14 protein-coding genes are annotated in these 14,215 nt (G+C 57.8%); 9 read left to right on the forward strand and 5 right to left on the reverse strand.

The window, feature by feature from the left end:
- Nucleotides 1-7: 7 nt before the first annotated feature.
- The 3 genes from MHI24_RS25980 to MHI24_RS25990 all read right to left on the reverse strand — a co-directional run bounded on the left by MHI24_RS25980 (nucleotide 8) and on the right by MHI24_RS25990 (nucleotide 1,336).
- Nucleotides 8-310: a YtpI family protein gene (locus tag MHI24_RS25980; protein ID WP_340022448.1), complete on the reverse strand. Its 303-nt coding sequence runs from the start codon at nucleotides 308-310 to the stop codon at nucleotides 8-10.
- 119 nt (nucleotides 311-429) lie between these two features.
- A complete protein-coding gene (locus MHI24_RS25985; protein WP_340022449.1) occupies nucleotides 430-933 on the reverse strand; it encodes a hypothetical protein in 504 nt (167 codons plus the stop codon).
- An 82-nt stretch (nucleotides 934-1,015) separates the two neighbouring features.
- A complete protein-coding gene (locus MHI24_RS25990) occupies nucleotides 1,016-1,336 on the reverse strand; it encodes a YtrH family sporulation protein (RefSeq protein ID WP_211722907.1) in 321 nt (106 codons plus the stop codon).
- Nucleotides 1,337-1,483: 147 nt separating this feature from the next.
- On the opposite strand from MHI24_RS25990, the gene MHI24_RS25995 reads away from it, so the two are divergent.
- The 6 genes from MHI24_RS25995 to pyk all read left to right on the forward strand — a co-directional run bounded on the left by MHI24_RS25995 (nucleotide 1,484) and on the right by pyk (nucleotide 9,919).
- Nucleotides 1,484-5,146 (forward strand): DNA polymerase III subunit alpha, encoded by a 3,663-nt coding sequence (locus tag MHI24_RS25995; protein ID WP_340022450.1) that lies wholly within the window; start codon nucleotides 1,484-1,486, stop codon nucleotides 5,144-5,146.
- 157 nt (nucleotides 5,147-5,303) lie between these two features.
- Nucleotides 5,304-5,804, forward strand: a complete 501-nt coding sequence (locus MHI24_RS26000; RefSeq protein ID WP_340022451.1) for a phosphatidylglycerophosphatase A — start codon at nucleotides 5,304-5,306, stop codon at nucleotides 5,802-5,804.
- Nucleotides 5,805-5,951: 147 nt separating this feature from the next.
- Nucleotides 5,952-6,140, forward strand: coding sequence for a glutamate decarboxylase (locus MHI24_RS26005; RefSeq protein ID WP_340022452.1), 189 nt, complete (start codon nucleotides 5,952-5,954; stop codon nucleotides 6,138-6,140).
- Between the two features lie 83 nt (nucleotides 6,141-6,223).
- Complete coding sequence (accD, locus tag MHI24_RS26010) at nucleotides 6,224-7,117, forward strand: acetyl-CoA carboxylase, carboxyltransferase subunit beta (RefSeq protein ID WP_340022454.1); 894 nt, start codon at nucleotides 6,224-6,226, stop codon at nucleotides 7,115-7,117.
- A 1-nt stretch (nucleotide 7,118) separates the two neighbouring features.
- A complete protein-coding gene (locus tag MHI24_RS26015; protein WP_340022456.1) occupies nucleotides 7,119-8,120 on the forward strand; it encodes an acetyl-CoA carboxylase carboxyltransferase subunit alpha in 1,002 nt (333 codons plus the stop codon).
- A gap of 374 nt (nucleotides 8,121-8,494) precedes the next feature.
- Nucleotides 8,495-9,919, forward strand: a complete 1,425-nt coding sequence (pyk, locus tag MHI24_RS26020) for a pyruvate kinase (RefSeq protein ID WP_340022457.1) — start codon at nucleotides 8,495-8,497, stop codon at nucleotides 9,917-9,919.
- A 139-nt stretch (nucleotides 9,920-10,058) separates the two neighbouring features.
- Here pyk and MHI24_RS26025 read toward each other — a convergent pair whose 3' ends face one another.
- Nucleotides 10,059-10,799, reverse strand: coding sequence for a G1 family glutamic endopeptidase (locus MHI24_RS26025; protein WP_340022458.1), 741 nt, complete (start codon nucleotides 10,797-10,799; stop codon nucleotides 10,059-10,061).
- 102 nt (nucleotides 10,800-10,901) lie between these two features.
- Here MHI24_RS26025 and MHI24_RS26030 point away from each other — a divergent pair, with 102 nt between their 5' ends.
- The 3 genes from MHI24_RS26030 to MHI24_RS26040 are packed head-to-tail and all read left to right on the forward strand — an operon-like array spanning nucleotide 10,902 to nucleotide 13,019.
- Nucleotides 10,902-12,083 carry an MFS transporter gene (locus MHI24_RS26030; RefSeq protein WP_340022459.1) on the forward strand — a complete coding sequence of 394 codons (1,182 nt, stop codon included), beginning with the start codon at nucleotides 10,902-10,904 and terminating at the stop codon, nucleotides 12,081-12,083.
- Between the two features lie 49 nt (nucleotides 12,084-12,132).
- Nucleotides 12,133-12,624, forward strand: coding sequence for a thioesterase family protein (locus MHI24_RS26035; protein ID WP_340022460.1), 492 nt, complete (start codon nucleotides 12,133-12,135; stop codon nucleotides 12,622-12,624).
- Nucleotides 12,621-13,019, forward strand: coding sequence for an FxsA family protein (locus MHI24_RS26040; RefSeq protein WP_340022461.1), 399 nt, complete (start codon nucleotides 12,621-12,623; stop codon nucleotides 13,017-13,019). The genes MHI24_RS26035 and MHI24_RS26040 overlap by 4 nt, the downstream gene beginning before the upstream one ends.
- 75 nt (nucleotides 13,020-13,094) lie before the next feature.
- Here the strand turns inward: MHI24_RS26040 and ytvI are convergent, their stop codons facing one another.
- Complete coding sequence (gene ytvI, locus MHI24_RS26045) at nucleotides 13,095-14,210, reverse strand: sporulation integral membrane protein YtvI (RefSeq protein ID WP_340026794.1); 1,116 nt, start codon at nucleotides 14,208-14,210, stop codon at nucleotides 13,095-13,097.
- Nucleotides 14,211-14,215: the final 5 nt, after the last annotated feature.

A 14,215-nucleotide genomic window follows, 5' to 3' on the forward strand; every position in this document is an offset into this window, starting at 1 on the left:
TTTGCTGTCAGCTTCCGCTGCGGGCCCGGCTGTAATAGCTGTAGCTGCGCAGCCCAGAGAAGATATTGAAGAGGCCCAGCAGCAGGAAGACGGCTTCAATGACAACATTCAGCGTTGAGCCGCGGAAGATGAACATGGACATCAGGGAGAGGGTGACCAGCATTCCCCCGAGCAGCATATTCATGACCGAACGTCTTGTCCCCTTCACCAGCGGGTCAGCCGCTCTGCGGGAAGAGTAGCTGTAGACGGCAGCACTTACCATGAAGACAACCAGCAGAACAAAGAGCAGATACTTGATGAGCATAATCATGGACAGCAGCTCCTTTGTGAGAGAACAGTTCACACCCCGGCACCGGCCGGGATGCGGTTTCCTGTGCACAAGTTGAGAATGTATGTGTTGGTGTCCATTATTGTATCATGATTTCTGCTCTAGCTGCGCTTGTACGGGCTGATTTCGACCCAAATTTGCAGTACGCCCTCCATCACGAGCATCGTGCGGATGCTGACGGTATATTCCTTCTCCCGGACGATATAGATCTTGCTGTCCAGGAGCAGGCGCGCCAGCTTGCCGTCCGAGTCGATCTCGAACATGCTGCGCCCGCGCATCGGCTCCAGATCCGCTGCCAGCTTCCTGAGCACCTCCTTGGCCGTCACCGGGTCGAGAGCTGCTGTGCCCTCCCTGGCCTTGCTGCCCTCGGTGCGCACCTTGATCTCACGGATCACGGTGGAGGTGTTAGTGTATTTCTTAAGTGTCTGAATGTCACTCTTGTACTGCTCGATTTCGATGCGCAGATCCTGATTGTTAAGCCAGAGCACATTGTAAGCCATATGATAAATCGCGTTATAGACCACGCCCCCCGCGATCATCCCCAGCACAAAAACAGCGGCAATCTGCGAGAAACGGCGGTAGCGGTGGAACGGCGGCAGTCGCATATATCTTTTCGCCCCTTGCCTTATAAGAGTTAATCTGCACCCGAAGGGAGTCGTCTGTCCGCTGACAGCTTGCCCGGGAGCTCTACTTGCCGCACACCCACTTGACCAGCTCGCTGCCCATATGGGCGCCCAGAAAGGCGAAGACCAGATAAAGAATCTGCTTGATGGCCGGGGAGAGATTTCCGCCCAGCATGTTGCTCTCTATAACGCGCATCGGGTCGATCGTGCCGCCGACGGCGGCCGCCAGCGCCCAGATTTTGATCCGGTCGGCAATCTCCAGCATCGTATTGGTCGGCGGCTGCAGCGAGACGGCGGCGCCGATTCCGCCCAGCATGGCTCCGCCCAGCACGATGCCGAAGGCAATGAAGAAATCGAGAACCGCTTTGCTCAGGAAAATATTCATGGGAAGCTCCTTCCTTGGATCAGCGCGGCAAGATCGCTGCGGCCTGTCCCTGTGCTCTTACTCCATTCTATGGGCGGCTCCCCCTCTAATATGATAAAATAGTTTCATCTTATGTTTTGATTTTGGAGCTGAAGGGAAGTGTGGGGTATGAGCCCTTTCGTGCATTTGCATGTGCACAGCGAATACAGTTTACTGGACGGGGCGGCGCGCATTACGGATCTTGTGCGCCGGGCCGGCGAATACGGCATGACATCGCTGGCGCTGACCGATCATGGTGTGATGTACGGGGCCATTCCTTTCTATAAAGCGTGCCGGGAGCAGGGCATCAAGCCGATTATCGGCTGTGAGGCTTATCTGACCGCCGGGTCCCGCCGCGAGCGGGGCAGCCGCAAGGATCAGCCGATCTATCATCTGATTCTGCTGGCGAAGAACATGACCGGCTACCGGAACCTGATGAAGCTGATTACCATCGGCCATCTGGAGGGCCAGCATTACAAGCCGCGCATCGATATGGAAGCGCTGGCGGCCCATGCCGAGGGCATCATCTGCCTGAGCGCCTGCCTGGGCGGAGAGGTCCCGCAGCATCTCCTGCACGGACGGGACGATGAGGCGCGCAAGGCGGCGCTGCGGTATAAGGAGATTTTTGGCGGGGACTTCTATCTGGAGCTGCAGGATCACGGGATGCCGGAGCAGAAGCGGGTGAATCCGCAGCTGATTGCGCTGGCCGGTGAATGCGGGATTCCGCTGGTGGCGACCAATGACGTCCACTATATGGACAAGGAGGATGCCGAGGTCCAGGATGTGCTGATCTGTATCGGCACCGGCAAATCGGTGGACGATGAGGACCGGCTGAAGATCGGCACGGACCAGCTGTTCTTCAAGAGCGGCGAGCAGATGGCCGCCTTGTTCCCGCATGTGCCCGAGGCCATAGAGAACACGCAGCGGATCGCCGAGGCCTGCAATCTGGAGCTGACCTTCGGCCAGCATATTCTGCCGGAATATTCTCCGCTGCCGGAGGGACTGGATGCCGCCGGCTATCTGCGCGAGCTGTGCCGCAGCGGGCTTGAGCAGCGCTATGCGGATACGCCGCTCTGGGCATCGCCGGAGCAGCGGGCGGAAGCCGAGCACCGGCTGGCCTATGAGCTGGGCGTGATTGAGAGCATGGGGTTCAGCGATTATTTCCTGATTGTCTGGGACTTCATTGCGTTCTGTCACCGCAGCGGAATCGTGACCGGGCCGGGCCGCGGCTCTTCGGCAGGCAGCCTTACCGCCTATACCCTGAAGATTACCGATGTGGACCCGCTGAAATATAATCTGCTGTTCGAGCGCTTCCTCAATCCTGAACGGATTACGATGCCCGATATTGATATTGACTTCAGCGATGAACGCCGCGATGAGGTTATCGCCTATGTGGTCGAGAAGTACGGCCGGGAGCATGTGGCTCAGATCATTACCTTCGGGACAATGGCAGCCAGGGCCGCTGTGCGCGATGTGGGCCGGGTGCTGAATCTGCCGTATAACGAGGTGGATAAGGCGGCGAAGCTGATTCCGGGCCAGCTCGGCATCAGCATTGCCCGGGCGCTGGAGAGCACGCCGGAGCTGAAGGCGCTCTATGAGACGAGCCCCAAGACCCGGGGACTGCTGGACATGGCCATGAAGGTGGAGGGGATGCCGCGCCATGCCTCGACCCATGCAGCCGGCGTAATTATCTCCAAGGGGCCGCTGACCGATGCGGTTCCGCTTCAGGCGGGCAACGAGAGCACGGCGCTCACCCAGTATTCCATGGAGCATCTGGAGAGTGTAGGCCTGCTGAAGATGGACTTCCTGGGGCTGCGGACCCTGTCGATTATTGAACGCTGCCTGGGCTGGGTGAAGGAGATGACCGGCAGCGTGCCTGATTTCCGCTTCATCCCGGATCATGACCCGCTCACCTACGGGATGCTGGGTGCAGGGGAAACGACCGGCGTGTTCCAGCTGGAATCGGCAGGGGTACGGCGGGTGCTGAAGGAGCTGAAGCCGAGCGGCTTCGAGGATATTGTCTCCGTGGTGGCGCTGTACCGTCCCGGCCCGATGGAATTCATTCCGAAGTTCATCGGCGGCAAGCACGGGGAGTTCGAGGTGGTCTATCCCCATGCTGATCTGAAGCCGATTCTGGCCGATACGTACGGCATCATCGTCTATCAGGAGCAGATCATGCAGATCGCCTCCCTGATGGCCGGGTTCTCGCTCGGCGAGGCCGACCTGCTGCGCCGTGCGGTGTCCAAGAAGAAGCGGGAGACGCTGGACAAGGAGCGCAGCCACTTCGTGGAGGGCAGCCTGAAGCAGGGCTACACGGAAGCAGATGCCAATGCCGTCTACGACATGATTGTCCGCTTCGCGAACTACGGCTTCCCGCGCGCCCATGCTGCGGCCTACGGGGTTCTCGCCTTCCAGACAGCCTATCTTAAGGCGCATTATCCGGTGCAGTTCATGGCTGCGATGCTGACCGCCGTCATGGGGTCCCACCGCAAGGTGGCGGAATATGTCCTCGACTGCCGCCGGTCGGGCATCGGCGTGCTGCCGCCGGATGTGAACGAGAGCGGCGTGCTGTTCACGCCGGTCGTCCGCGAGGACGGCGGCCATATCCGCTTTGGGCTGGGGGCCGTGAAGAATGTCGGCACGCAGGCGGTGGAGAATATTATGGCGGTGCGCAAGGAGCGGCCGTTCGACAGCCTGCTGGATTTCTGCCGCCGTGTGGACCTGCGCGTCTGCAACAAGCGCGTGATTGAATCGCTGCTGCAGACCGGTGCCTTCGATGCGCTGCCCGGGCACCGGGCCCAGCTCCTGGCGATGCTGGACGAGACGGTGGAGGCGGCGGCCAAATGGCGCAAGGAGCGCGATGAGCTGCAGATTCAGCTGTTCGACGACCTGATTGAGACGCCGAACTGGGAGATCCGCTACCCGGATGTCCCGAGATTCAGTGTGACCCAGCAGCTGGAGCTGGAGCGTGAGCTGCTCGGCCTGTATCTCTCCGGCCATCCGCTGGATGACCGCGCGGCGCTGCTGGAGGAGCCTGGGATGCAGAAGCTGATGGATCTGGGCGAAGCCGCGGATGAGAGCATGGCCGTTACGGCGGGCATGGTGGTCTCGCTGAAGGAGATCACGACCAAAGCGGGCAAGGCCATGGCCTTCGTCGTCTGGGAAGACCAGATCGAGCGCTGCGAGGTCGTACTCTTCCCCGAGGTGTGGAAACGCAGCCGCGCCCTGATCGAGAAGGGCGCGCTGCTCGCCCTCCGCGCCAAGGTGCAGCAGGAGGACGAGGGCTTCAAGCTGCTGGCCGAGGAGGTCGCTCCGCTCACCCCGGACAGCGTGCGCGGCCTGCTGCAGCGCCGCAGCCCCGGGCACTCCCGGCCCGCCGGCACGGGCCGGGGCAGCGGTGCAGCCGGCACAGCCGCTGCACCAGGCACGCGCACACCGGCGGGCCAGCCGCCCGGTGCGCGCGCTTCCGGCGCGGCCGCTGTGCAGGCCGCGCCCAAGGCCCCGGCCGCGTCAGACGCGCGGCCGGACAGCCCTGCCGAGCACGCAGGCGGCTCGGCGGATCAGGGCCGGCGTGTGTTCATCAAGATCACGCCGGGCGCAGAGCTGAAGGGGCTGCTGCCGCACCTTCAGGCGCTGCTGAAGACCCATCCCGGACCGGCAGCCACGCTGCTGTTCTACGAGCGCAACCAGAAGGTGCTGGCGCTCAGCGACAGCTACCGGATCGAGCCTTCGGAGCAGCTGATCGCAGAGATTGAAGCTATGCTGGGCGCAGGCACCGTGAGAATCAGGTAGTGATAGATTGCACTTGTCCCGGATAGGCACATTTTCTAATCTTTCTGCATACATTAGGTGAACCGATAGAGTGGGCTTGGGGATCTGCCAAGCAGCATTCATAGTTTCAGCTTATACAGCGGGACTTAAGGTCCCGTGCGGAAAGGGGAAATACGCCATGTCCTATCAGATGGCAGAGGATCTGCTGGAGCGCCGGGGGGTTACGCTTGCGTCGATTGCGGAGATCGTCTATATACTGCAATCGGTCTATTATCCGGATCTGACAAAGGAAGAATGCCTGATAAGCGTCAAGTCCGTCCTGAGCAAAAGAGAGGTGCAGTACACGCTGATGACGGGGATTGCCCTCGATGAGCTGGCGGAGCGCAAGCTGCTGCCCCAGCCCCTGCAGGCCGTTATGGAAGCGGATGAATCGCTCTACGGGGCGGACGAGACGCTGGCCCTCGGCATCACCAGCGTGTACGGGATGATCGGGCTGACCGGATTTGGCTACCTGGACAAAATAAAGCTTGGCATTATCGGCAAATTGAATGATGATAAAGGAAGCATTCATGTGTTCCTGGATGATCTGGTCGCCGGAATATCAGCCGCGGCTTCCGCCAGAATCGCCCACCGGCATGAGGGGGCCAAGGTCTATCCCCATGTCACCGGAACGGAATAATTCCTGTCCGGATTACGGCCGCATGCGGCCTCCCGATCCCGCTTCCTTCATGCCGGGCTTCTTGCGGGAAAAAAGAAAACTGTGTTATCATGATTCCATTATATTCAGGATACGGCTGGATTTGAGATTAGGGAGGCCTTGCAGGGCATGTGGACGGTAATCTATATAGCGCCGACCGCCAAAGTGGCGGAGATGATCCAGAGGAAGCTTACGGAAGAAGGATTTCTGATTAAATGCCGTCCCATTAATATGTCCAAGCAGCAGTATGAGATTCTGGTTCCTTCGGGAGAGCTTGAAGAGGTGCAGGAGGTCCTGAATCTGATTCTGCATCCATGAGAATACAACGCAGAGCATTAAGAGCATTTAAGACAGCGGCAAGCTGCTATTTACGCAAATAAACGGCTGAAGAGGTGCGACCCTTGTTCAAAGATTTATTTCAAAAAAAACGGAAGTACGCGACTATTCCTTCAGAGCGTCTGGAGCGGAGCGGCGGACCGGCAGAGGGCGAGCGCCCCAAGCGTGAGATTCCCGAGGGACTCATGAGCAAGTGCAACAAATGCGGCACGATCCAGTACAGCAAGGAGCTGGAGAAGAATCTGAAAATATGTCCGTCCTGCGGCTATCATATGCGCCTGAATGCGTCGGAGCGGATCGCGATGACGCTGGACCCGGAAGGGTTCATTGAGTTCGACAGCGAGATGGCTTCTGTCGATCCGCTGAAGTTCCCCGGCTACGCGTCCAAGCTGGAGCAGCAGCAAGCCAAAACCGGACAGGTTGAGGGGGTAATCACCGGACAGGGCAGCATCGGCGGCCATCCGGTGATTGTGGCCGTGATGAACTTCGAGTTCTTCACCGGCAGTATGGGCTCTGTGGTCGGCGAGAAGATTACCCGGGCGGTGGAAGAGGCGACCGAGCGGAGAATTCCGCTGCTGATCTTCTCCACCTCCGGCGGAGCCAGAATGCAGGAGAGCATCCTCAGCCTCATGCAGATGGCGAAGACAAGTGCAGCCCTGGCCCGGTTCAGTGAAGCAGGCGGGCTGTATATCTCCGTCATTACAGATCCGACGACAGGCGGGGTATCCGCGAGCTTTGCCAGCCTGGGTGACATCATTATTGCCGAGCCTGGAGCAATATTCGGCTTTGCCGGACGGATTGTTATTGAACAGACCATCCGCCAGAAGCTGCCGGAGGATTTCCAGACGGCCGAGTTCAATCTGGAGCACGGGCAACTGGATATGGTTGTGCACCGCAAGGAAATGCGCTCCACACTTACGAAGCTGCTGGAGCTGCATGATGTGAAAGGGGGATTTTAGGTTGGCGGGAGAGTTGCCTTTTGAAATGCCTCTGGTAGAAATGCGCAAGAAGATTGCCGAGCTGAAGCAGTTCGGTGAAGAGAAGGGCATAGATTTCAGCGATGAGGTAGTCCGGCTGGAGGAGCGCTACCGTGAGCTGGAGAACGAGATTTATTCCAATATATCCCCGGCCCAGAAGATGCATCTGGCCCGGCATCAAGGCCGTCCGACCTCGCTGGATCTGATCGGGCTGATCTTCACGGATTTCTTGGAGCTGCACGGCGACCGGCTGTTCGGCGATGATCTCGCGGTGGTCGGCGGAATTGCCAAGCTGAACGGAAGGCCGGTAACGGTCATCGGACAGCAGCGCGGCAAGGATACGAAGGATAACATTCAGCGCTTCTTCGGCAGTCCCCATCCCGAGGGCTACCGCAAGGCGCTGCGCCTGATGAAGCAGGCCGAGAAGTTCGGCCGTCCGATCATCAGCTTCGTGGATACCAAGGGAGCTTACCCCGGGAATACGGCAGAGGAGCGCGGACAGTCCGAAGCGATTGCCCGCAATCTGTTCGAGATGTCGCAATTGTCCGTACCAGTCGTCTGCGTCGTTATCGGCGAAGGCGGCAGCGGCGGGGCCCTGGCTATGGCCGTAGGCAACCGTGTCCTGATGCTGGAGAATGCAATCTATTCCGCCATTACCCCCAACGGTGCGGCTTCCATTCTATGGAAGGATGCCGGCAAGGCGGAGCAGGCGGCGGAGGCGATGAAGATCACGGCTGCCGATCTGCTGGAGATGGAAGTTATCGAGGAGATCATCACGGAGCCCAGAGGCGGAGCGCACCGGGACTACGAGGCGGTGGCGGAAGCGGTTAAGGATTCGGTATGGCGCCATCTGGAGGAGCTGTCGGCCATGGATGCGGCAGAGCTGAAGGAAGACCGCTACCTCAAGTTCCGCAAGATCGGCGAATTCTCAGAGTCGCTCGCGGAACAGGAAGAAGATCTGGAAGAGGTCCGGACTACAGAGTAGACTGCGTATTTTTCTATGGCAGACAGAACCCGCCAGGGAACGCAGATTTGCACTTTCCGACATATCCCAGCTTATTCCAAACGGGGAGCCGGGCAAGATTTGATAACCTTTCATTTACATTTCAATCATCCTGTGCTTGCTGCGGGATGATTTTTATTTTGACGTCAATCCTGTGTCATTCGACTTTAATTTACAGCAAAAACAGCCGCTAACATTGATTTTGTCTTCAATTTGCAGTAATATTCATAAGGGCGCAACTGAACGTTGCATGTGATTGCATGTGATAAAGTTCCTATACAGAGAGCGATCCTTATAGTAGATTTTGTAGTTGGAAAAAGCGAGACAGAGAGAACGAAAAAACGGAGGAAAACCTAATGCGGAAAAGTAAAATTGTATGTACGATCGGACCTGCTAGTGAATCGTTGGAGAATATTAAAAAATTGATTTTGGCTGGTATGAATGTAGCCCGTCTGAACTTCTCCCACGGCGATTTCGATGAGCACGGCGCGCGGATTAACACCATCCGTCAAGCGTCCAAGGAGCTTGGCAAGACCGTTGCCATCCTGCTCGACACCAAGGGACCTGAGATTCGTACAGGCAAGCTGGAAGTAGAACCGATTGAACTGGTTCAGGACGAGTATCTGACCTTGACTACGGAAGAGATTCTGGGCGACCAGAACCGTATCTCCATCACTTACGACAACCTGCCTAACGATGTTCAAGTTGGATCGACTATCCTGATCGACGATGGCCTGATCGGCCTTACCGTTGTTGACATTCAAGGCACCGAAATCAAGACCCGTATTGTTAACGGCGGAACCATCAAGAGCAAGAAGGGCGTTAACGTACCGGGCGTTTCCATCTCCCTGCCGGGGATTACGGAAAAAGACACCAACGATATCATTTTCGGGATCGGACAGGACATCGATTTTATTGCCGCTTCCTTCGTCCGCAAAGCCAGCGACGTTCTGGAAATCCGTGATCTGCTTGCGAAGCACAACGCTTCCCACATCCAGATTATCTCCAAGATCGAGAACCAGGAAGGCGTTGACAACCTGGATGAGATCCTGGCTGTGTCCGACGGCCTCATGGTTGCCCGCGGCGACCTTGGCGTAGAGATTCCTGCTGAAGAAGTGCCGCTGGCGCAGAAGCTGATGATCCAGAAGTGCAACATCGCCGGCAAGCCGGTAATCACAGCTACCCAGATGCTGGATTCCATGCAGCGCAACCCGCGTCCTACCCGCGCTGAAGCGAGTGACGTGGCGAACGCGATTTTTGACGGAACCGATGCGATCATGCTGTCCGGCGAGACCGCTGCCGGGAAATATCCGGTTGAATCCGTACTGACGATGTCCCGTATTGCTGAGAAGGCGGAATCCGCCCTCAACCACCGCGAGATCTTCATGAAGCAGCAGATTGCCCAAGAAACAACTGTAACCGAAGCAATCAGCCAATCCGTAGCGATCTCTGCACTGGATCTGAATGCCAAAGCGATTATTTCTTCGACTGTAACCGGCCACACGGCACGCGTGGTTTCCAAATACCGTCCTAAATCACAGATTATTGCTGTAACCACACAGGAAAGAACCATGCGTCAACTGGCGCTGGTATGGGGCGTAACGCCTGTATTCGGCCCTGAAGCTCATTCTACTGACGAATTGCTGGAAACAGCTCTTAACGGTGGTAAAGCTTCCGGTCTCGTGAAGTCAGGCGATCTTGTAGTGATCACTGCAGGTATTCCGCTGGGCCGCTCCGGCTCCACCAACCTGGTGAAGGTAGATACGATTCCAGCCGACTAGGCCCGGAAGCGTTCTGCGCAGCACTGAATATGATAATAAGAGCAGTGGCTTCAGGCCGCTGCTCTTTTTGCGTACAACAGTTGCTATAAATGATGTGAATGTATATAGTGGACCTGAGAGTTTTGCCGCATAAGTGCAGTCAGGAAGTGATGCGGATCGGGCGCTTGGAATAAGGGGCAGGCCGGCTGCTGCGGCTGATCCGTGTCACTGTAAAAGCATCGCCGCAGCGCGGGAGGGAAGGCACGGCCAGCAGCTTGTTGTTCTGGACCATAATACCGCCGTCAGCGGCCTTCAGCTGCGGATTGCGGCCGTTCACCCGGCAGCAGGAGAAGCGTACCGGAGAGATATTGGCCAGCCGTGCGATATCGAAACCGATCTGAGGCGCTTCCGTGATCCATTCGGCTGAGGTCTGCGGCCCGTTGTAGCGCTGCACGGTGCGGAAGACCCAGCATTTACTGAGATTGCGCAGGGTGATGCACCATTTACCGGAGCTAAGCTTGACAATGGATGCACGCATATGGTTGCCGGGGGAGACCGGCAGAGGAATCACCGTCTCGGAGGCGGGCAGGATCTCCCACCAGGCATAATAATGGACCTTCCCATTCACCGACTCATGGCCGGTTCCGGTCTGGATCAGGCTGCTGTTCTTGAAGCCGTCAATGCCGATCCAGGCCGAGGAATACGTAGCCTTGGACGTCGGTTTAATATAAGGTACAATCCAGTCGGCGGATATCCGCCTGTAGGTGCCTTTTTTGCCGGAGATGGCGTAGCCGCTCCAGTTGCTGGAGGTCCAGCCGAAGCCTGAATTGGCCGCTCTTCCTGTATTGAGCTTATCCTTCAGACAGGGCTTGCTCCTTGTTGCTCTATTGATTTGGCCCACTTGTCCACCGCCTTATTATAGGTTCTGCTCTATTTAATGCAGCTAGCGGCTATGAAGGTTGGGTATTCTGTTAAAAAGAAAGAGAGATGACTTGCAACTCCCATGGAAAAAATAACAAAGCTGCGCGGGTTCTATCTGTTCCTGGGTCTGGCCGGGGGCTCCTTCGGTTCTTATCTGTCGCTGCTGCTGAAATCGAACGGGCTTGATGTCAGCCAGATCGGCGTGCTGATGGCTACGGGAACCCTGATCGCCATCTGTGTCCAGCCCTTATGGGGCATGATCTCCGACAGATATAACCAGGCGCGGCTGGTGCTTATATTGAGCGTGGCGGTTCCGGCTGTGTTGGCCGTGCTGTACCGCTCGGAGTATTTCATCGTGCTGATGCTGGTCTACACCCTGTCCACGATCTTCTCTTCTACACAGGCACCCATCGCCGATTCCTACGCTATTGTGGCGGCGAACAAGGCTGGAGCGACCTATGGCAGCATCCGTATGATGATGAGCATAGGCGCGGCGGTAGGGGCCATAGCGGGCGGACAATATGTGTCCCGGTTCTCCGTCTCGACCATCTGGCTGCCGTTCCTGCTGCTGAATGCGGTGGCGGTAGCCATTGCCCTGACACTGCCCAAGCAGGCGGAGGAGAACCGGATGATGAGCCAGTCCTTCTCGCAGGGGATCAAAAAACTGCTCGGCAACCGCATTTTCCTGGCCTTCTTAGGCGGGAGCTTCCTGGTTAACCAGACGATGGCGGCCTTCGGCACCTATTTCGTCATCGCCTTCCAGTCGGTCGGCGGATCGACCGGCCATGCCGGGATCGCCCTGTTCCTGGCATCGATTACGAATGTGCCCTCCATGTTCTTCGCCTCCCGTGTCATCCGCCGGCTGGGCATGGAGCGGACGCTGCTGATCGGGTCGATGATCTATGTGCTGCGCTGGGGGATTCAGGTGGCCTTCCCGTATCCTTCGGTTATGATCGGCGTACAGGTGCTGCACGGCCTGTCCTTCGGCTTATTCTATATAGCGGCGGTCGAATATGTATCGAAGATCACCTCGGCGGAGATGCAGGCCACCGGGCAAAGTGTATTCAACATCGTCTTCTCCGGGCTTGCGGGCATTCTCGGCAATCTGCTGAACGGGATGCTGCTGAACCAGGGCGGGGTCGGCCTGATGAACCTGTCCTGTATGCTGAGTGCGGGCGTAGGCGCAGCGCTGCTGTTCTATGTCGCCCGGAGCTCGCGCAGCAGGCTGAAGCTGAATCAGGCCTCTGAGGGCATCGGCGCTTAACGGCCGGATGACTGTAACTGTATAGGCTATAATAGAAAGGGGCATGCCAATGAATCCGCACAAGCCGGGATGGACCAGCCGCTGGCACAGTACATCCTTCCGTGTACGATATGAGGAGACCGATCAGATGGGCGTGGTCTATCATGCCAATTATCTGATCTGGTTCGAGAGCGGGCGCACCGAAATGTTCCGGGAGCTGGGCTTCGCCTACCGTACCCTGGAGGGCCACGGGCTGCTGCTGCCGGTCACCTCTGCAGATTTGCAATTTAAAAGCCCGGCGCGATATGATGATCTTATCACCGTGTATGCGCGGTTAACGACCTTCACGGCGCTGAGGGTTGTCTACGAATATGAAGTCCGCCGCGGGCCGGCGGGCTGTGAAGGGCAGGACAGAGCCGCCGGCGAGCTGCTGGTCAGCGGCTCCACGAGCCATGTGTGGCTGAACAGGGAGTGGAGGCCGGTGCGGATCGACAGGGCACAGCCTGAGCTGTTTCAATCCATCGTGGCTGCGCTCGGGGAAGAAGAAGGAGGAGCAGTATGATCAGGAACAAATGGCTGTGGGCGGGGTTATTCGCCGTCCCGGCCGTGGAATTATTCGGCTTCATCTATGTCTCAAGTTTTCTGGGAGCACCCAAGACGCTGCTGATCATGCTGGCCACTTCGGTTATCGGGTTTCTAATGATGCAGTTTGAGGGCAAGAAGGTGCTGCAGGACAGCAGGACACATATGCAGGAGGGCCGGGTGCCCGGGCGGACGATGCTGGACGGCTTATGTATTTTTTTTGGCGGACTGCTGCTGATTCTGCCGGGCTTCGTGACGGATCTGATCGGCTTCACGCTGGTGTTTCCGCTGACGCGTCCGCTGTACCGGGTCTTCCTGCTGAAATGGATCGAGAAGAAGATGAAGAACGGCACATTCACCTTCTACCGGAGGTAGATTGCTAAAAGGCGTTCAGTTGCAGGGGGCTGCAATTGAACGCCTTTTGAATATCGGGATATGTGTTACGGCTGCCTAATGCAGCCTGCCGCTGAGAATATAGCTGCGCAGGGCGCGGAAGACCCCGGCGCGGGTGAAGGCATCCAGGATGACGAGCAGCACCGGGCCGAGAATCAGGCCGATCATCCCGAGCAGCTGGAGTCCGGCGAACATGCCGATCAGCATGGCGAGCGGATCGATGCCGATGCTGCTGGCCAGCACCTTGGGCTCCAGCACCTGGCGGGTGACCAGAATGATGGCGTACAGCACCAGCAGGCCGATGGCCAGTCCGATATTCCCCGTCATGTAGGAATAGAGAGCCCAAGGCAGGAGGACGATGCCGACGCCCAAGTAAGGGATGAGGTCGACGATGCCGATGGTCAGGCCGATGGCGAAGGCCGAGCGCACGCCGAGCAGCAGCAGGCCGGCAATCACAATAACTGCGGTGACGGAGATCAGCACCAGCTGGGCGCGGAGATAGCCGAACAGCGCCTTGCGCAGATCCATCCAGATCTCCGAGACGGGTCTGAGCATCGACGCAGGGAGCAGTGACTGCAGCTTGGCAGTATGCCGGTCCCAGCCGGTGCTGAGGAAGAAGGCGGCGAGCACGATGACGATCAGAATGGTGCCAAGGCTGGGCAGCGAGGAGATCAGCTTCAGGATCATATTGAAGAATCCGGTGATCATCTGGGTCACAGCCTGGCCGACCGTCTCAGTGGTCCGGTTGATATTGCTGTCGATCGTGGCATGATATCCGGGATTATCGTGGTAAAACTGGTTGATCTGGTTAATAATATTCTGAATGCTGGCATTGCTGCTCAGCGATTGCAGCAGCCCCCGCCATTGATCCGTATGGAGGTCGAAGGTCTGGAGCAGCCCGATCAGCTCCTTCACCAGCCGGGTAATCAGGGCGGTCAGCACCAGGGCGGTGCCCCCGATATAGAACAGCAGCGAGAGAGAGACGGCCAGCCACCCGGGCAGCTTCAGCCCCTTAAGCATCTGTACCAGCGGGTGCATCACATAAGCGAGCAGCCAGGCGAGCAGGAGAGGATACAGGAGCGGCAGCAATACATAGATGGCCAGCAGAACGGCAGCGGCGGCAAGCACGACCCATAGGCCGCGCAGCAGTCTTTTGAGTACAAGTGTATCGATCTTCA

This window comes from Paenibacillus sp. FSL K6-1096, from assembly GCF_037977055.1.
Lineage (GTDB): Bacteria > Bacillota > Bacilli > Paenibacillales > Paenibacillaceae > Paenibacillus_AQ.

What these genes read in the sequence shown, in the direction of transcription:
- MHI24_RS25980 (WP_340022448.1), bottom strand. Translation starts at nt 310, where the DNA reads ATGATTATGCTCATCAAGTATCTGCTCTTTGTTCTGCTGGTTGTCTTC.
- MHI24_RS25985 (WP_340022449.1), bottom strand. Translation starts at nt 933, where the DNA reads ATGCGACTGCCGCCGTTCCACCGCTACCGCCGTTTCTCGCAGATTGCC.
- MHI24_RS25990 (WP_211722907.1), bottom strand. Translation starts at nt 1,336, where the DNA reads ATGAATATTTTCCTGAGCAAAGCGGTTCTCGATTTCTTCATTGCCTTC.
- MHI24_RS25995 (WP_340022450.1), top strand. Translation starts at nt 1,484, where the DNA reads ATGAGCCCTTTCGTGCATTTGCATGTGCACAGCGAATACAGTTTACTG.
- MHI24_RS26000 (WP_340022451.1), top strand. Translation starts at nt 5,304, where the DNA reads ATGTCCTATCAGATGGCAGAGGATCTGCTGGAGCGCCGGGGGGTTACG.
- MHI24_RS26005 (WP_340022452.1), top strand. Translation starts at nt 5,952, where the DNA reads ATGTGGACGGTAATCTATATAGCGCCGACCGCCAAAGTGGCGGAGATG.
- pyk (WP_340022457.1), top strand. Translation starts at nt 8,495, where the DNA reads ATGCGGAAAAGTAAAATTGTATGTACGATCGGACCTGCTAGTGAATCG.
- MHI24_RS26030 (WP_340022459.1), top strand. Translation starts at nt 10,902, where the DNA reads ATGGAAAAAATAACAAAGCTGCGCGGGTTCTATCTGTTCCTGGGTCTG.
- MHI24_RS26035 (WP_340022460.1), top strand. Translation starts at nt 12,133, where the DNA reads ATGAATCCGCACAAGCCGGGATGGACCAGCCGCTGGCACAGTACATCC.
- MHI24_RS26040 (WP_340022461.1), top strand. Translation starts at nt 12,621, where the DNA reads ATGATCAGGAACAAATGGCTGTGGGCGGGGTTATTCGCCGTCCCGGCC.